This window comes from Streptomyces nojiriensis, assembly GCF_017639205.1.
Classification (GTDB): Bacteria; Actinomycetota; Actinomycetes; order Streptomycetales; family Streptomycetaceae; genus Streptomyces; species Streptomyces nojiriensis.
The window spans coordinates 5,238,050-5,255,097 of record NZ_CP071139.1 but is presented as its reverse complement, the minus strand read 5'-3'; the positions used below and the strand labels follow the sequence as shown (position 1 = coordinate 5,255,097).

The 17,048-nt window shown below is 70.3% G+C and carries 17 protein-coding genes; 8 read left to right on the top strand and 9 right to left on the bottom strand.

Features of this window, described 5'->3' with window-relative positions; all coding sequences use genetic code 11:
- Window positions 1–43: 43 nt before the first annotated feature.
- A complete protein-coding gene (gene lysS, locus JYK04_RS24535; RefSeq protein ID WP_189733589.1) occupies window positions 44–1,771 on the bottom strand; it encodes a lysine--tRNA ligase in 1,728 nt (575 codons plus the stop codon).
- 169 nt (window positions 1,772–1,940) lie between these two features.
- Between lysS and argS the strand changes: the two genes are divergently transcribed.
- The 3 genes from argS (at window position 1,941) to JYK04_RS24520 (ending at window position 6,645) form a co-directional block, all read left to right on the top strand.
- Window positions 1,941–3,701 carry an arginine--tRNA ligase gene (gene argS, locus JYK04_RS24530; RefSeq protein WP_189733592.1) on the top strand — a complete coding sequence of 587 codons (1,761 nt, stop codon included), beginning with the start codon at window positions 1,941–1,943 and terminating at the stop codon, window positions 3,699–3,701.
- Between the two features lie 287 nt (window positions 3,702–3,988).
- Window positions 3,989–5,743: a hypothetical protein gene (locus JYK04_RS24525; protein ID WP_189733594.1), complete on the top strand. Its 1,755-nt coding sequence runs from the start codon at window positions 3,989–3,991 to the stop codon at window positions 5,741–5,743.
- A gap of 104 nt (window positions 5,744–5,847) precedes the next feature.
- On the top strand, window positions 5,848–6,645 hold the full coding sequence (locus JYK04_RS24520; RefSeq protein ID WP_189733797.1) for a VOC family protein: 798 nt from the start codon (window positions 5,848–5,850) through the stop codon (window positions 6,643–6,645).
- Window positions 6,646–6,912: 267 nt separating this feature from the next.
- Here the strand turns inward: JYK04_RS24520 and JYK04_RS24515 are convergent, their stop codons facing one another.
- A complete protein-coding gene (locus tag JYK04_RS24515) occupies window positions 6,913–7,107 on the bottom strand; it encodes a hypothetical protein (protein ID WP_189733596.1) in 195 nt (64 codons plus the stop codon).
- A gap of 252 nt (window positions 7,108–7,359) precedes the next feature.
- On the bottom strand, window positions 7,360–7,758 hold the full coding sequence (locus JYK04_RS24510; protein ID WP_229875001.1) for an ATP-binding protein: 399 nt from the start codon (window positions 7,756–7,758) through the stop codon (window positions 7,360–7,362).
- Between the two features lie 152 nt (window positions 7,759–7,910).
- Between JYK04_RS24510 and JYK04_RS24505 the strand changes: the two genes are divergently transcribed.
- On the top strand, window positions 7,911–8,696 hold the full coding sequence (locus JYK04_RS24505) for a helix-turn-helix domain-containing protein (RefSeq protein WP_229875002.1): 786 nt from the start codon (window positions 7,911–7,913) through the stop codon (window positions 8,694–8,696).
- Complete coding sequence (locus JYK04_RS24500; RefSeq protein WP_189733600.1) at window positions 8,693–8,872, top strand: DUF397 domain-containing protein; 180 nt, start codon at window positions 8,693–8,695, stop codon at window positions 8,870–8,872. The genes JYK04_RS24505 and JYK04_RS24500 overlap by 4 nt, the downstream gene beginning before the upstream one ends.
- 7 nt (window positions 8,873–8,879) lie before the next feature.
- On the opposite strand, the gene JYK04_RS24495 is transcribed toward JYK04_RS24500, so the two are convergent.
- From JYK04_RS24495 to JYK04_RS24480, 4 genes are read right to left on the bottom strand one after another with little or no spacing between them, the layout of a single operon-like run.
- Entirely contained in the window at window positions 8,880–10,139 is a 1,260-nt protein-coding gene (locus tag JYK04_RS24495) for an ABC transporter permease (RefSeq protein ID WP_189733602.1), read from the bottom strand.
- Complete coding sequence (locus tag JYK04_RS24490) at window positions 10,136–10,852, bottom strand: ABC transporter ATP-binding protein (protein ID WP_189733604.1); 717 nt, start codon at window positions 10,850–10,852, stop codon at window positions 10,136–10,138. Before JYK04_RS24490 ends, JYK04_RS24495 begins: the two co-directional genes overlap by 4 nt.
- Window positions 10,849–12,615, bottom strand: a complete 1,767-nt coding sequence (locus JYK04_RS24485; protein ID WP_189733606.1) for a peptidoglycan-binding domain-containing protein — start codon at window positions 12,613–12,615, stop codon at window positions 10,849–10,851. The genes JYK04_RS24490 and JYK04_RS24485 overlap by 4 nt, the downstream gene beginning before the upstream one ends.
- Window positions 12,612–13,133 carry a hypothetical protein gene (locus tag JYK04_RS24480; RefSeq protein ID WP_189733608.1) on the bottom strand — a complete coding sequence of 174 codons (522 nt, stop codon included), beginning with the start codon at window positions 13,131–13,133 and terminating at the stop codon, window positions 12,612–12,614. Before JYK04_RS24480 ends, JYK04_RS24485 begins: the two co-directional genes overlap by 4 nt.
- 213 nt (window positions 13,134–13,346) lie before the next feature.
- On the opposite strand from JYK04_RS24480, the gene JYK04_RS24475 reads away from it, so the two are divergent.
- The 3 genes from JYK04_RS24475 to JYK04_RS24465 all read left to right on the top strand — a co-directional run bounded on the left by JYK04_RS24475 (window position 13,347) and on the right by JYK04_RS24465 (window position 15,631).
- Window positions 13,347–13,742 (top strand): hypothetical protein, encoded by a 396-nt coding sequence (locus tag JYK04_RS24475; RefSeq protein ID WP_189733610.1) that lies wholly within the window; start codon window positions 13,347–13,349, stop codon window positions 13,740–13,742.
- A 101-nt stretch (window positions 13,743–13,843) separates the two neighbouring features.
- The gene (locus JYK04_RS24470; protein ID WP_189733612.1) at window positions 13,844–14,794 is read left to right on the top strand and encodes a hypothetical protein; all 951 of its coding nucleotides are present in this window, start codon (window positions 13,844–13,846) and stop codon (window positions 14,792–14,794) included.
- Window positions 14,795–14,797: 3 nt separating this feature from the next.
- Entirely contained in the window at window positions 14,798–15,631 is an 834-nt protein-coding gene (locus JYK04_RS24465; protein WP_229875003.1) for a DUF3152 domain-containing protein, read from the top strand.
- A gap of 8 nt (window positions 15,632–15,639) precedes the next feature.
- Here the strand turns inward: JYK04_RS24465 and JYK04_RS24460 are convergent, their stop codons facing one another.
- Both JYK04_RS24460 and JYK04_RS24455 read right to left on the bottom strand, forming a co-directional pair.
- Window positions 15,640–15,981, bottom strand: coding sequence for a response regulator transcription factor (locus JYK04_RS24460; protein ID WP_189733614.1), 342 nt, complete (start codon window positions 15,979–15,981; stop codon window positions 15,640–15,642).
- 191 nt (window positions 15,982–16,172) lie between these two features.
- Window positions 16,173–16,952, bottom strand: a complete 780-nt coding sequence (locus JYK04_RS24455) for a TetR/AcrR family transcriptional regulator (RefSeq protein WP_189733616.1) — start codon at window positions 16,950–16,952, stop codon at window positions 16,173–16,175.
- Window positions 16,953–17,048: the final 96 nt, after the last annotated feature.

The window sequence follows — 17,048 nt, the reverse complement described above, 5'->3', positions numbered from 1 at the left end:
GTTCCGGGCGGGCCGGTCGGCCCGCTCAGACGGCTCAGACGGCTCAGACGGCGAGCAGCTTGCGCACGCGGTCGGCGCCCACCGCCAGCAGCAGCGTGGGCAGTCGCGGTCCGGTCTCCCGGGTCACGAGGAGCCGGTAGAGCAGCGCGAAGAAGGTGCGCTGCGCGACCTTGAGTTCCGGCGTCGGCTTGGCGTCGGGTTCGAGGCCGGCCATGACCTTCGGGACGCCGTAGACGAGGGTGGTCAGCCCGTCGAGGGACCAGTGCGAGTCCAGGCCCTCCAGGAGCAGCCGCAGCGACTCGCGGCCCTCGTCGTCCAGGGACGACAGCAGCTCGGTGTCGGCGTCCTCGCGCACGAGGGTGCGCTGGTCGGCCGGGACCTGGGTGGTGATCCAGTTCTCGGCGCGGTCCAGGCGCGGCCGTACCTCGTCGAGAGAGGTGAGCGGCTGCGTCGGGTCGAGGTCGGTCAGGATGCGCAGGGTCTGCTCGTCGTGGCCGGCGGTGATGTCGGCGACGGAGGCGAGCGTCCGGTACGGGAGCGGGCGCGGGGTGCGCGGCAGCTCGGCGGCGGCGGTGCGCACGGCGCGGGTGTGCGCGGCGGCGTCGGCGGGCAGCACGGAGCCGTCGGCGACCTTGGCCTCCAGCTTGTCCCACTCGTCGTAGAGCCGCTGGATCTCCTGGTCGAAGGCGATCTTGAAGGACTGGTTGGGGCGCCGGCGGGCGTAGAGCCAGCGCAGCAGCTGCGGCTCCATGATCTTCAGCGCGTCGGCCGGGGTCGGGACCCCGCCCTTGCTGGAGGACATCTTCGCCATGCCGCTGATGCCGACGAACGCGTACATCGGTCCGATCGGCTGCTCGCCGCCGAAGATGTGCACGATCTGGCCGCCGACCTGGAAGGAGGAGCCGGGCGAGGAGTGGTCGACGCCGGAGGGCTCGAAGATCACGCCTTCGTAGGCCCAGCGCATCGGCCAGTCGACCTTCCAGACGAGCTTGCCGCGGTTGAACTCGCTGAGCTTGACCGTCTCGGTGAACTCGTCCTCGGTGCAGACGTAGGTCATCTCGGTGGTCTCGTCGTCGTACGAGGTGACCTTGGTGAAGTCCTTGCCGCACTGGCCGCAGTACGGCTTGTACGGGAAGTAGCCGCCCTCGCCGGTGCTGCCGTCGTCCTCGGCGGCGGCGCCGGAGCCCTCGGCGGCCTCCAGCTCGGCCTCGTCGACCTGCTTCTGCTGGGGCTTCTTGCCGCCCGGCTTCTGCTTGGTGCGGTACTGGTCGAGGACCGCGTCGATGTCGCCGCGGTGCTTCATCGCGAACAGCACCTGCTCGCGGTAGACGCCGTTCGTGTACTGCTCGGTCTGGCTGATCGGGTCGTACTCGACGCCCATCTCGGCCATGGCCTCGACGAAGGCGGCCTTGAAGTGCTCGGCCCAGTTCGGGTACGCGGACCCGGCCGGGGCGGGCACGGAGGTGAGCGGGCGCCCGATGTGCTGGGCCCACGACTCGTCGATGCCGGGCACGCCCGCGGGCACCTTGCGGTACCGGTCGTAGTCGTCCCAGGAGATGAGGTGGCGGACCTCGATGCCCCGGCGGCGGATCTCGTCCGCGACCAGGTGCGGGGTCATGACCTCGCGGAGGTTGCCCAGGTGGATGGGGCCGGAGGGGGAGAGTCCGGACGCGACGACGACAGGTTTGCCGGGTGCTCGGCGCTCCGCCTCGGCGATGACCTCGTCCGCGAAACGGGAGACCCAGTCGGTCTCGGTGCTGCTCTGAGCCACGACACGTCCTTCTATCTCGAATGCTGGCTTCAGCCATTCTCCCAGACGGAACGGGTCGCTCAGAGGTTGCTTTTCCACCGGGAAACGGTTTGCCCCCGCGTGGGATACTCGGCTCTTGTCGGAACAACCAAGTGCACTCACCGGCACGACCTCACAGGAACGGCAGCTCATGGCCTCGGTCCCTTCCCTCGCTTCTTCCGTCAATCAGCGCGTCGCGGACGCCCTTGCCTCCGCCCTGCCGGAGGCCGGTGGCGCGGACCCGCTGCTGCGACGAAGCGACCGGGCCGACTTCCAGGCCAACGGCATCCTGGCGCTCGCGAAGAAGGCGAAGGCCAATCCGCGCGAGCTGGCGGCGACCGTGGTCGAGGGCATCCCGACCGGTGACCTGATCCAGGAGATCGAGGTCTCCGGCCCCGGCTTCCTCAACATCACCATCACCGACCGGGCGATCGTCGAGACCCTGGCCGCGCGGGCCGGTGACGACCGTCTGGGCGTCCCGTTCGCGGCGAACCCGGGCACCACGGTGATCGACTACGCGCAGCCGAACGTGGCCAAGGAGATGCACGTCGGGCACCTGCGGTCCGCCGTGATCGGCGCGGCGATGGTGGAGATCCTGGAGTTCACGGGCGAGAAGGTGGTCCGCCGCCACCACATCGGCGACTGGGGCACCCAGTTCGGCATGCTCATCCAGTACCTGCTGGAGCACCCGCACGAGCTGGACCACAAGTCGGACGAGGAGGTCTCCGGCGAGGAGGCCATGTCCAACCTGAACCGGCTCTACAAGGCCTCGCGCGCGCTCTTCGACTCCGACGAGGAGTTCAAGACGCGGGCCCGGGCGCGGGTGGTCGACCTCCAGGCCGGCGACGCGCAGACCCTCGACCTGTGGCAGCGGTTCGTCGACGAGTCGAAGATCTACTTCTACTCCGTCTTCAACAAGCTGGACATGGACATCCAGGACCCCGACGTGGTCGGCGAGTCCGGCTACAACGACATGCTGGTCGAGACCTGCAAGCTGCTGGAGGAGTCGGGTGTCGCCGTCCGCTCGAACGGCGCGCTCTGCGTGTTCTTCGACGACATCAAGGGCCAGGACGGCAACCCGACCCCGCTGATCGTGCAGAAGTCGGACGGCGGCTTCGGCTACGCGGCGACCGACCTGTCGGCGATCCGCGACCGGGTGGGCAACCTGGGCGCGACCGAGCTGATCTACGTGGTCGACGCGCGGCAGTCCCTGCACTTCAAGATGGTCTTCGAGACGGCGCGCCGGGCGGGCTGGCTGAACGACGAGGTCAAGGCCGTGCAGCTGGCCTTCGGCACGGTGCTCGGCAAGGACGGCAAGCCGTTCAAGACCCGTGAGGGCGAGACGGTCCGACTGGTGGACCTGCTGGACGAGGCCGTGGACCGGGCCGCGTCGGTCGTGCGCGAGAAGGCGCAGGACCTCACCGAGGCGGAGATCGCCGAGCGCGCGGCACAGGTCGGCATCGGCGCGGTGAAGTACGCGGACCTGTCCACTTCGGCGGCCCGTGACTACAAGTTCGACCTCGACCAGATGGTGTCGCTGACGGGTGACACCTCCGTGTACCTCCAGTACGCGTACGCCCGTATCCAGTCGATCCTGCGCAAGGCCGGGGACGCTCGGCCCGCCGCCCACCCGGAGCTGGTCCTCACGCCGGCCGAGCGTGCGCTGGGCCTGCACTTGGACCACTTCGGCGAGCTGATCGCCGAGGCGGCCGCGGAGCACGCCCCGCACAAGGTGGCGGCGTACCTCTACCAGCTGGCGTCGCTGTACACGACGTTCTACGCGGAGTGCCCGGTGCTCAAGGCCGACACCCCGGAGCAGGTCGAGAACCGGCTGTTCCTGTGCGACCTGACGGCCCGCACGCTGACGAAGGGCATGGCTCTCCTCGGTATCCGGACCCCCGAGAAGCTCTGACCCGGCTCGATCCGCGCCACATGCGTCCGGCCCCGGCAGCTGCTGCCGGGGCCGGACGCATTTCGTGATCCATCAAGCGCATGGCTGCCGTGGCCGCGGTGGCCGTGGCCGGCCCGACCATCCCGACCGCGACGCCCGCGTTCACCCGTACGGCGTGTCGTGGGACCGTACATATTTCGCAATCCTGTAGCCCTCTGCAAGCTCCGCCTGTCTCACTAACCTGGGCGCCTCCCAAGGGGTTTGGGGCGGTTCCGGTCTGATGTCCGGAGCCCGGGGAGGTAAAGAGCATGCAGTTCAAGCGCATGGCCGTCGTGGCAGCAGCCGCGATGGCCGGCCAAACGCTCCTGATCGCCGCACCGGCGATGGCCGAGGAGCATCCGGCGGTGACCGCGCCGGACGCGGTACCCGCAGACGCCGCCGGACCGACGGAGGCAGCGGAGCAGGAGCAGGCCGGGGAGAAGGAACAGGCCGAGGGCACCGGCCCGCAGCAGCCCGCCGCGCAGGCCGTGGCCGCACCGGAGACGCCGGAGAGCCCGGAGAGCCCGGAGACACCGACCGTCCCGGCCGCGGCCGAGGCACAGCCGCCGACGCAGACACAGGTGCAGGCGCAGGCGCTGCCCGAGGCCGTCGAGGACGAGCCGGGCACCGGGTCCGACCGGATCCTGGTGGGGCCCGAGGTCACGGTCGCAGGCATCCCGAAGGACGGTTTCAAGGCCGACGGCAGCTGGACTCCGCTCACCGTGACCGTCGACAACTCGGGCCACGTCGCCGTGGCGGACTACACCCCGAAGCTGGGCGTCTCGCAGGCCGCCGGACAGTTGGGGCCGGCGCACGTCAAGGTCGAGTACCGCAGCGCGGGCGGGCCGTGGACGGCCGCCGCGCCGGTCCCCACCGCGGCCCCCACGCTCGGCTATGCCCTCGGCAGTGCCGGCCCGGTCCCCGTCGGCCAGGTCCGGACGATCGACGTCCGGATCAGCTTCGCCGCGGACACCCCTGTCGTCCCGTTCGACCTGACGGCGGACGGGACGGGCCGGGTCGGGGCGACCACCGGCAGCTCCCCCACCTCCCTCTACTCGACCAGGATCGCGGGCGCACCTGGCGGCGACGAGGACCCGCTGTTCACCGAAGGTCCCGCCCTGACGGTGAGCGGGGTCCCGGAATCGGTACGTGCGGGCGGCGACTGGACGGACCTCTCCGTCCGGGTGGACAACGCGGGGAAGGGTGAGCTGGCCGCCTTCTACCTGGGACTGGTCCTGGCCCGGCCCGACTTCGTCTCCATGCAGGTCTCGCAGATCTCGGTCGAGATCCTGCGGCCGGCCGCGGACGGACAACCGGCGGCCTGGCAGGCCGTGGAGATCACCTCGGACGAGGACGGCTACTTCCTCGCGGGCGGCCTCGTCCGTGGCCCGATCGGCGCGGGCGCGGCCTTCGACGTCCCGGTCCGCGTCCGCTTCTCCGCCGACGCCCCGACCGGCTCGGTCTCCTTCTTCGCCTGGGGCACGTCCCAGGTCGACGCGGAAACACCCCCGCCCTGGGCCGGCTCCCGCTCGAAGCGCCAACTGGCCACCCTCCTGCAACCGGCCGCCACCCCGGGCGGCGAAGCCCCGGGCGGGGGGACTCCGGGCGCCGAGACCCCAGGTGGGGAGACCCCGGGCGGAAGCACACCCGGCGGAGCCACCCCAGGCGGAGGCACACCCGGAGGGGGCACCCCAGCGGAGACCCCCGGCGGAGGCACACCCGGCGGGGACTCCCCGGGCAGCGCAACCCCCGTCGCAGGCACCCCGGACAGCGGAACCCCCGGGGGCGGCAGCCCGGGTGGGGAGACTCTCGGGGGAGGAACCCCGGGGGGTGCACCCGGTGGCAACGTGCCGGAGCCGAACGGCGGCACCGTCACCGTCCCCACCGGCGTCAGCGCCACCGCGCTCGCCGCCACCGGCGCCGACCTGGCCACCGGCTGGGCGCTGGGCGGTGCGGGGACGGCCTTGGCCCTGGGCGCCGCCCTGGTCGCCGGCACCGGCCGCCACCGCCGCCGCACCCACTGACGCCCCGCCCGGTTTCACCCGTACGGCCCGATTCGGGCCGTACGGGCCGGGTAGGGGACGGCCCGTCCTTCCCCCACGCGACACCGGAGGCCTCCGTGCCCGACATGAACGGCCCCTACAAGCCCGGCACTCCCTGCTGGATCGACCTGATGGTCCCCGACCAGCAGGCAGCCCTCGACTTCTACTGCGACCTGTTCGGCTGGCAGGGCGAGATCGGCCCGGCCGAGCAGGGCGGCTACTCCGTCTGCACCCTCAAGGGCCGGCCGGTCGCCGGCATCATGAAGGCGATGAACCCGGACGGCACCGTCCCGGACCCGATGCCGCCGACCGTGTGGACCACGTACCTGTCCACCGACTCCCTCGACTCCACCCTCAAGTCGGTCACCGACGCCCACGGCACCGTCATGATGGGCCCGATGGACGTCATGGACCTCGGACGGATGGCCGTCGTCACCGACCCGACCGGTGCCGTGTTCGGCCTGTGGCAGCCGGGCTCCTTCGACGGTGCCGGCATCGTCAACGAGCACGGCGCGCTCATCTGGAACGAGCTCAGCACCAGCGACGTCCCCGCCGCCGCCGCGTTCTACTCCGCCATCCTGCCGATCACCACGGCCGCCTCCCACATGCCCGGCGCCGAGGGGTACACGGAGTTCAAGGCCTCCGGGCGCGTGGTGGGCGGGATGATGAACCTCGACCAGTCGCCGCCCGGCACTCCCCCGAACTGGCTGCCGTATTTCCACGTCGACAACGTCGACGAGATCCAGGCCGCCGCCGTACGGGCCGGGGCCAACGTCCTCGCCCCCGCCTTCGACATGGTGGCGGGCCGCATGGCCGTCATGACCGACCCGCAGGGCGGACCCTTCGCGGTGATCACCTCGACGGTCACGGAGCAGCCCGCCTGACGCGGCCGGGCGCACAGGGAATGTCCCCCTGTGCGCCTCCTCCTCCATCCGTCTGCCACGCGATCCGCGGCAGACGGAAGGATCCCGGACGCGAATACCCCCCGACTGATTTCGGCAGCCGGGGGGCATTCGCTCGATTACAGCAAGCGCGACATTCTCCGACCGGCACGCAAGGCGATATCAGCACGACCCCGAGCGCTGATCAAATCGGCAACCAAAACCACCCCGGCCGCGACCGAGAATTCCACACACCCCGACCCGATCGGATCAGATGGCCTCATCGGGGTTGGCCGGCTGGTAGAAGTTCCAGCTCCCCGGACCGTGGTGCTGCCCGTCCGGGGAGTTGCCCGAGGGGCAGGCTCCGTTGTCGGCGCGACCGTTCCACCACATGGAGCAACAGTGGTTGCAGAAGCGCCAGTTGTCCTGGAACGCCGTCACGTCGCTGGGAAGGGGGAGGGCCATGGAAGCCTTCTTTCTGGAGTGGAGATGGCGTGAACCCCTACGCGATGAGCCCGATATGGCGAGCCTGCACATGGGGTCGCGATCCGAACAAGGGAATACTACGCACCGAATAGCTGGAACTCGGGCGCGCCACGTCGCCGCATCTTCGCCTTTAATCACCTCACGCGCTACCATTTCACGAAGAAACGAATCTCTTGAGGGTGGAATTCATTTCCATTTAGAGATTTCAGGAAAGCTTATTCAGGAAAAGTGTCACGGGCGCCCGGTTCGGAACTCGCACCAGACGACCTTTCCGGGGCTCCGCGCCAGCACCCCCCACTCGTCGGCGAGCGCGGTGACGAGGGTGAGGCCCCGGCCGTGCGGCCGCTCGCCGATCCGTGTCAGTCCGGGCCCGCCGTCGTGCACCTCGATGCGGATGGTCGCGTCCTCGAAGCCGAACAGCCGCAGCAGGTAACCGCGGCCGCGCGGGACGCCGTGCCGCAGGGCGTTGGTGGCCAGCTCGCTCACGCAGAGCAACATCTCGTCCTGGCGCTCGGCCACCCCCCACGCCCGCAAGGTGTCACGTGTGAACTGGCGCGCAGCTGCGACGGTTCGGGGTGAGCGCAGGTAGAGACGCTCGCGTACGAGCGCCGCCTGAATAGTTGGATTCACGGGACGATCGTCGCGTTGCGTGACTAGCGTGTGGCTGAGCGCGGACCCGTACTCCTTCATGAGTACGGGTCCGCGCGGGGTATTCCGCGTGCGTGGGTGGGGAGTTCGCTGTCATGCCACCGAGGAAACGAGTACGGCCGAACGCGACGACCATGAAGATGGTCGGCGCGATGGTGGCCGCAGCCCGCATCGCCAAGAACCTGACCCAGAAGCAGCTGGGCGAACTGGTCCGGCTGGACGCGGAGACCATCGCGTCGATCGAGCAGGGCCGCCGCGCGCTGATGCCGAACGTCGCCGAGCTGATGGACTTCCACCTGGGCCTGCCGGGACTGCTGACCGTGGCGGCCCTGGAGATGCCCGAGCGGGATGCGAGCCCTCCCTGGTCGGAGGAGTACATGGAGCTCGAGAAGGAAGCCATCGCCCTCGACTGGTACGAGGCCATGGTCGTTCCGGGAGTCCTCCAGACCGAGAACTACATGCGGGCACTCTTCCGCTGCCGCGTACCGGCATTCCTCCCGGAGGAGATCGAGGCGCTGATCGTCCGACGGCTCTCCCGGGTGCAGATGCTGCATCAGCAACACCCGCCGAGCTTCTCCTTCGTGATCTCGGAAACGGTACTCCGCGACCGGATCGGCGGCGACGCAATCTGGGTCGAGCAGGTACGCCACCTGCTGGCCTGCATGGAGATCCCCCACGTCACCATGCAGATTCTGCCTCTCGGCCAGACGTACCATCCAGCCCTTTCGGGCTCGTTCACCATGCTGGAAACACCTGAACACGTGCACCGCGGCTACTTCGAAGGGCAGCGTGGCAGCAAGCTCGTAACCGACCCTGATGACGTCAGCATCCTGGCCCAGCGGTATGCAATGCTGCGAACCCAGGCCCTCAACCCCCACGAGACAAGGGGTCTGTTGGACCGCATGCTAGGAGAGCTATGAGCGCCGCACTGAAGTGGTTCAAGTCCAGTCACAGTAGTCCCGACGGCGACCAGTGCGTGGAAGTCGCCCATGGTGCGACCCAGGTCCACGTCCGGGACTCGAAGGTCCAGGACGGCCCCGTCCTGGAGCTCGGGCCGGCGAGCTGGGCGGCGCTGACCGGGTGGGTCGGCCGGTAGCCGACGGTCAGCGGCGGAGCGCCTCGGCGGGCTCGATGCGGGCGGCCCGCCAGGCCGGGTAGAGACCGGCCAGCACGCCGGTGACCAGGCCGAGGAGGGGCGCCGACGCGACGGTGGCCGGGTGGATGACCGGGGTCCATTCGCGGATGACGGCGACGCCCACCACCGTGAGGGTGCCCAATGAGGTGCCGACGAGCCCGCCCAGGGTGCCCAGCGCGCCCGATTCGGCCAGGAACTGGGTCGTGATGTGGCGGCCGCGGGCGCCGAGGGCGCGGCGCAGACCGATCTCGCCGGTGCGTTCCAGGACGGCGACCAGCGTGGTGTTGGCGATGCCGACGGCGCCGATGACCAGGCAGATCCCGGCCAGGATCAGGAAGAGCTGCTCCAGGTCGGAGGTGACGCCGGAGCGCAGGGTGCGCGGGTCCGGCGGCGGGAGGGCCTTGAGGTACTCGGGGTGGTCGGGACGCAGCGCCGTGGGGGCCAGGCGGGCGACCTGCTGGGCGGCACCGACATCGGTCGAGATCAGCATGGTGGTGCCGCTGCTCTGGGGCGGGCCCCAGATCTCCTCGGCGGTGGTGCGGGGTACCGCGACCGAGAGGAGCAGGTCGGACTTGCGCCGCACGTCCTGGACGATGCCGATCACGGTGAAGGGCTCGGAGCCGATGAAGACGGCCGGCCGGGTGTCCAGGGTGGTGATGCCGAGGCGGGCGGCGACGGCCGAACCGAGGACGGCCACGCGCTGCTTGGTCCTGGAGTGGTACTCGTCGTAGAGGCGGCCCTGGGCCATTTGGGGGACGGCGGCCTGCAGCGCGCCGGGGGAGGCGGCGATCACGTCGGTGTTCTCGCTGCCGCCCTTGGCGCCGCCGACCGGGGCGGAGCGGACGCCTCCGGTGGTGGAGTCGAGGCGGACCTTGAAGAGGACGCCCGCGTGCTGGACCCCGCCCAGCCGCTCGACGCGGAGGTCCGCGTCGGCCGGGAATCCGGGGCCGGCGAAGTTGTTCTTCTCGCGGGCGATGTCCTCGACGGTCACCTCGGTGGCGGTGAGCAGGTTGAAGCGGCTGTCGATCTGGGACGAGGTGGTGGCGGTCAGGCCGAGGACGGCGACGAAGGTGCCGACGCCGAGGACCGTCCCGAGTGCGGTCAGCGCCGAACGGGCCGGTCGCTGCAGTACTCCGGCGAAGGCCTCCGAGACGTTGTCGCGGGCGGCGAAGCGGGAGGGCTCGACGCGGACGGTGGTGCGGGACCGGCGGAGCTGGGGCAGTTTCATGCGGGGGCCTGTTCGCGCAGTACGCCGTCGCGGATCGCGACGGTCCGGCCGCCGTGTGCGGCGACCTCCTGGTCGTGGGTGATGACGAGCACGGTCATCCCGTCGGCGTGGAGCTCGTCCAGGAGGGCCAGCACGGTGTCGGCGTTGGCGGAGTCGAGGTTTCCGGTGGGTTCGTCGCACAGCAGCAGCGACGGCCGGGCGACCAGGGCCCGGGCGATGGCCACGCGTTGGCGTTCGCCGCCGGACAGCCGGGAGGGCACCGCGGAGAGGCGGTGGCCGAGCCCGACCCGGGTCAGGGCCTCCCGGGCGCGGGCGGGGCGCTCCTTGCGGGGTACGCCGTTGTAGAGCATGGCGAGGGCGACGTTCTCCAGGGCCGAGCGGTGCGGCAGCAGGTGGAAGGACTGGAAGACGAAGCCGATGCGGCGGCCGCGCAGGGCGGTCCGGTCGTTGTCGCCCAGCGCGCCGGTGTCGATGCCGTCGAGGAGGTAGTGGCCGGCGGTGGGGGCGTCGAGCAGGCCGGCGATGTTGAGGAAGGTGGACTTGCCGGAGCCCGAGGGGCCGACGACGGTGACGAACTCACCGCGCCGGATGGTGAGATCGCACGGTTTGAAGGCGGCCACCGGTGGCGGGCCCGGGTACGTCAGGCCCACCTGCCGGAACTCGATGACGGGCGTCTCGTCCTCGGTCGTGGCCTCGGTCGTGGCCTCGGTCATGAACCGCCGCCACTCTTGCCGCCCCCGCCGGTCCCGCCGCTCTTCCCGTCGTTCTGCTTGCCGGGCTGCTTGTTCGCGACGCCGGGGTTGACGCCGATGACCACGGAGTCGCCGTCCGCGAGGGTGCCGTCCCCGGTGGGCCGGACCTCCACGTAGCCGTCACCGGTGGTGCCGGGCCGGACCTCGACGCGGTGCTGGGCACCCGTACCGTCGACCACGGTGACGATGGTGCGGCCGTCGGCCTGGGCGGAGACCGCGGACACCGGGACGACGAGCGCGTTGCCGTCGGTCGCGGCGGCTTCCACGGTCAGCCGGACGTCTTGGCCGACGAGCTTGGTGTCCAGCGGGGCGAGGGGGCGTACGAGCATCTCGTAGCCGCTCGGCCCGCCGGGGGCGGGAGCCTGCTGGCCCTGCCCCTGGCCTTGGCCCTGGCCCTGTCCCTGGCCGCCGTTGGACCCGGTGCCCGGCGCGGGCGCCGACTGCGCGGTGTCGGCGACCGACTGCACCTCGGCGGCTGCCGTGACCCCGCTGATCTCGGAGAGGATCTCGACCTTCTGGCCTGCGTGGACCAGGCCCTTCTGGTGTTCCTGGAGCTGGCCGCGGACGACGAGCGCACCCGCCGACAGGGACATCGCGGAGCCGCTGACCGGGGAGCCGGGGCGGACGGTGACCGAGTCGGCGCGGGCCGGGAAGGACTCCAGGAAGACGACCTCGCCGACCGGGAGCATGGGGCCGGCAGCCGCCCGGGCCTCGGCGAGGCGCTCGCGGGCCTTGCGCAGGTCCTCCTGGGCACGGGCGACCGCGCGGGCGCCGTCCTGGCCGGATCCCTTGCCACCACCACCGCTGCCGCCGGAACTCTTGGTGCCCGAGCCGCCCGTGGTACCGGTACTTCCCGTCGTACCCGTGGTGCCGGAGGTGCCCGTCGTACCCGTGCTGCCCGTGCTGCCCGTGCTGCCCGTGCTCCCGGTACCGCCCGTGCCGCCCGTGCCGCCGGTGCCGGTGTTCGCGGCGGCGGCCTTGGCGTCCTCCAGGGAGCGCTCGGCGGAAGTGACCGCGTCCTCGGCGGACTTCACGGCCTCGCCGCGGTCGGCCACCGCGGGCAGCGGGTCGTAGCCGATCGACTTGTAGAAGGCGCCCAGCGCGGCCTTGGTACCCGCGCCGAAGGTGCCGGCCGCGTCGGATCCGGTGCCGTGGCCGAGCCCGGCCAGGGCCTTCTGCAACTGCTTCACGTCGTCGCCGGTGGCACCCGGCTTCAGGTCCCGGTACACCGGCAGCCCGCCGGGGAGCGCGAAGACGGGGCGCCCGGACACCTCCAGGAGCACCTTGCCCGCCTCGACCTTGTCGCCCTGGCGGACGGCGACCTTGGTGACCACGGCCGGGCCCGCACCCTCCCCGCCCGTGACGGTCGGGGTGACCTGGACGGCCTGCGCCGAGGTGACCGTGCCGCGCAGGATGACGGTGTCGCGCAGCACGCGCTTCTCGACGCGTGCGATGAGTACGTCCAGGGGCGGCGGACCCGCCTCCGCGGCGGTCTGGGCGGGCGACTTGATCACCAGCGAGGCGGCGACGCCGGCGGCGGAGAGCAGGACCGCCCCCGCCGCGACGGCCGCCACCCAGGTGCGGCGCCGGGACAGACCGGCGGAAGCCTCGGCGCCGTCGGCCTCTTCGGCCTCTTCGGCGTCCTCGACCTCCTCGACCTCCGCGGCCTCCGCAGCCTCCGCGGCGGGTTCGTCGGGCGCGACTTCCCTTGTGTCCTCCGTCATCCGGCGCTCTGCCCGCCGGTCAGCGAACCGCCCTTGCCACCGCACTTCTGCAGGGCGGCGAAACCCTCCGGCGACTCCTTCAGACGGAGCTTCTCCATGTCGTGCTCGGCGGTCTTCGGGTCGGGATCGGGGAAGTCGGCAACGCCGTTCGATCGCATGCACGCGGTGAACGTCTTCGCTTGGGCCAACTGTTCGGGGGTCACCGGCGGAACCGATCGACGGCTGTCGCAAGCGGATTCGGCTTCCTTGACCTTGGCGGGATCCGCCTTGCTCGAATCCACGACCGGAATTCCGGAATCCGTTTCCTTCATGGGAAGCCCCTTTTCCTTGAGGCACCGGAAGAAGTCGGCCTGCTTGGGATCGACCGCCCCCTTGGCCTGCCCGGACTGCGGAGCGGCAGCGGAAGGAGAAACGGAACCAGAAACGGAGGGAGAGGAAGACGGAGACGGAGATGCGGAATCCTCGCCCGCGCATCCGGACAACAGGAAAATCGCCGACAACAGCGCGGGGGCGGCCACGGATCGGGCCCGTCGAAATGGCACAGCAGGCCTCCAGAGGCATGTGGGATCAGCAACACCCTAGGGGAAAAACAAGATCACGCACCTGTACCCGAGGACAGTTGTGAAATCCCGGGATGGCGTGATCCACTCCTTGACGTTCGGGGCTCGACCCGCAATGGACGAGTTCTCGGACACCGAAGATCTCAACGCTTCCACCGAAAGAGATGAATGATGAAGCTCCGTAATTCCCTGCGTGCCTTCGCGGCCGCCGGCCTCGTCATCGGCGCCGTGGCCGTCGGCGCCGGTTCCGCTTCCGCCGCCGCCAAGGACGGCTGGCTCACCTCCGGCGAGCTGGGCCTGTTCTGCGGATCGAACCAGACGAACTCGGTCTTCGACCTCTACAGCTCCGACGAGGACTTCTCGAACGACTACTTCAAGGGTTCGCAGAGCTGCGCCGGCCACACCACGAACGACTACACCGAGTCCTTCATCAACCAGGACACCTACACCTGGGACGTCTACACCAACTGGAAGGGCCAGGGATACGGCGGCTACCTCTCCGCCAACACCCGCGGCAACCTCGCGGGGACCTGGGTCAACTCGATCTCCTCGGCGTACCCCCGCTAGGCCTCACCGCCTGGACCGCACACGAGAGACGGCAGCTCCGCCCGTAATCGCCGGGCGGAGCTGCCGCTCCTGCATCCTAGCCATCCCTCATCGGAGCCACCATGTTCTCGACGCGTTCACCCCGCCCCGTCCTGACGGCTTCCGCAGCCGTGCTGGCACTCCTCCTGACGGGATGCTCGCAGTCGGGCGGCGAAGACTCCGCCGAGGAACCCGCGATCGGCGCCGTGCCGACGCTGCTCGAAAGCCGGAGCCTCACCTTCCCGATCTCCGCCTACCTCCCGGACGAACAGCAACTGGGCGTGCTCGGCGAGGCCCAGGACATCCTCATCGACCAGTGCATGCAGCGCTACGGCTTCCGCTACCAACTGCGGCAGAAGGCCGACCCGGCGGTCAAGCACGACTTCGCCCGGCGGTACGGGCTCTCCGATCCGGCCGAGGCGGCCCGGTTGGGCTTCGAGAACCCTCAGCTCTCCGGCCGGGAGAAGCCCCCGCAGCCGCAGCTCGGGCCCAACGAGAAGCTGGTCCTGCACGGCCTCGAGGTGGACCCGTCCCTCCCGGTCCCCATGAGCCAGGAAGAGGCCGAGAAGTCCGACGTCGCCACCACGGTCGTCGCCGGCCAGAAGGTCCCCGCGGGCGGCTGCGCGCGCGAAAGCTCGCTGAAACTGCTGTCACCCACCAAGGACACGGTGGAATCCATGGTCGTGCAGGGCTTCGGTTTCGACGCCTACGCCCGCTCCCGGAAGGACAGCAGGGTCACCAAGGCGATCAAGTCCTGGAGCGAGTGCATGGGCAAGCACGGATACACCGTCGACAACCCGATGGACCGCCCGCCCGGCATCGAGGACGCCAACCTCAGCAGCCCGCAGGCGATCGCCATGGCCAAGCAGGACGTGGACTGCAAGAAGGAAACCAACCTCGTGGGCATCTGGTACACGGTGGAACTCGCCTACCAGAAGCGGGTCATCGAGCAGAACGCCGAGAACCTCGACCGGGCGAAGAAGCAGCTGGACGAGCGGATGAAGCTCGCCGCGTCCCTGATCGCCGGCGCCTGACCCGTGGGGAAGCGAGCCGCCGGCCTGACCCGGACCGAGGCACGGCGCAGGAGGAAGAAACGGACCCTGGCCGTCACCATCGTGGCGGCGGTGGGCTGCGCCGGGGCGGGGACCGCCCTCGCGCTCCTGCCCGCACCGTCCGAACCGCCCGCGCGCGCGACCCCGGCAGAGCCGACCGCCGGCCCGGCGACTCCCCCCGCGCCCCCGCCGCCTCCCCCCTCCGCGTCCCCCACGCCCTCCCCGTCCCCCTCGGCGACCCCCGGTGATGACGTACCGGAGACCGGCCCGGGCACCTTCACGGTCGTCCAGGCCCAGGGGAAGGCCCAAGGACAGGGGCAGATCCGGCGCTACCGGGTGGAGATCGAGGACGGGATCCGGTTACCGGGGCCGCAGACCGCCCGGGAGGTGTCCGACATCCTCGGGCACGCACGCGGCTGGACGAGGAACACGGCGTACGGCTTCCAGCTCGTCTCCTCCGGGCCCGTGGACTTCACCGTCAAAGTGGCGACGCCCGGGACCACCGACCGGCTGTGCGACGTGAGCACGCCGGCGAGCCGCGGGAACGTGAACTGCCGTACGGGACACACGGTCGTGGTCAACCTGAAGCGCTGGGTCCGGGGTTCGCCGCAGTTCGACGGGCCCGTCCAGCAGTACCGGGCCCTCATCATCAACCACGAAGTGGGCCACGAGATAGGCCGCGGGCACGAGAGCTGCGCCGGTCCGGGCGCCCTCGCGCCCGCGATGATGCAGCAGATCAAGGGCCTCGACGGCTGCCTGTCCAACGCCTGGCCCTACGACACGGCCGGGCGCTACATACAGGGTCCGGCCGTACCGTGAGCAGCCCCTCAGGCCATGTGTCCGGCGGGGCAGGTGGCGATCCGGTGGTGCACGGCGAGTAAGCACGCCTGGGTGCGGGAAATGCCGCCCAGTTTCCCGCGTATGTTCTCCAGATGGAATTTCACGGTGCGAATGGTCATGCCGAGCCTTTTCGCAAGCTCGCCGTTCGAGGGCCCGCACGTCATCTCATGGAACATCTGAAGTTCCCGGGCGGTGAGATCCGATATGCGCAGAAAGCCTTGACGAATCCATTCCGTTTCCTTGTCCCACCGCTCCCGCTCGCCGAGTTTGCAGTATGGGCAGTAGGGATGCCCCTCTCCCACTTGGTTGCCGTCGGCATCGAAATTCACTGAACGCTCCCCCGTGCAAAAAACAATGCACCGGATCATAACTTTCCGATACCGGTCAGAGCATTGGTCGTTTTCCACACTGCTGACGGGCTGTCACCATCGGTTCCTCCGAAGGACACCGCCCGGTTGCCGATCAGTGGAAAAGGGGGACCGGATAACGGACGTCGCTGCCGCCGCCGCCCGGTCCGCCCTCACGGTGCGGACCCGCTCCGGCTGTCGATCAGCCCGGCCAGACCGTCCAGCAGCCGGTCCAGGGCGAAGCGGAACTGGAAGTCCGGCTCGCCGGAGCCGCTGAAGGCGTCCGAATCCAGCAGCCGCGTCACGGCCGGGTGGCTCTCCGGGCCGGCGAGCAGCCGCAGGGTGCGGACGTACCGGGCCAGGGCCTGCTCGGGGGTCACGCCCGACTTCACGATGGCGTCGATCATGTCGGCGGCCATCGTGGCCTCGTTCCGCACCAGGCCGCCGATCAGGATGATCGTGGAGAGCTTCTCACCCTCCGCCAGATCCGTGCCGGCCATCGCGCCGAGGCCCCGGTCCATCCAGGCCAGCTGGTTCGGGGTCGCGGGCGGGGCCGTGATCGGGATGCGCAGGATCCAGGAGTTGGCCATGAGCACGGCCCGCTGCGCGTACGCCCAGTCGGTCAGCAGCTCGCGCCAGCCCCGTCCCTCCGCCTCCGGCGGCAGCGGCGGCGGGGTGCCGACCCCCGCGTCCGACATGAGGACGTACAGCTCCTCCTTGGCGGCGACGTACCGGTAGAGGGACATCGTCGAGACGCCCAGCTCCTTGGCCACCCGGCCCATGGAGACGGCGTCCATGCCCTCACCGGCCGCCAGCGTCACGGCCGCCTCCACGATCTTCGGCAGCGTGAGCGTGGGGCGCGGCCCCTTCCCCGGACGTTCGCGCAGGCCCCAGGCCATCTCCAGGCTGGCCGGGAGCCCGGTCCCGCCGCCCTCGTCGTCCTCGTCCGCCATGACCGCCCACTCCTCGATTGACCCCCATCCTAGTTCTGTGTATTACTTACACAGAAGAGCGTAAGGCATACGCAGAAGCTGGGAAGGGAGCACCGT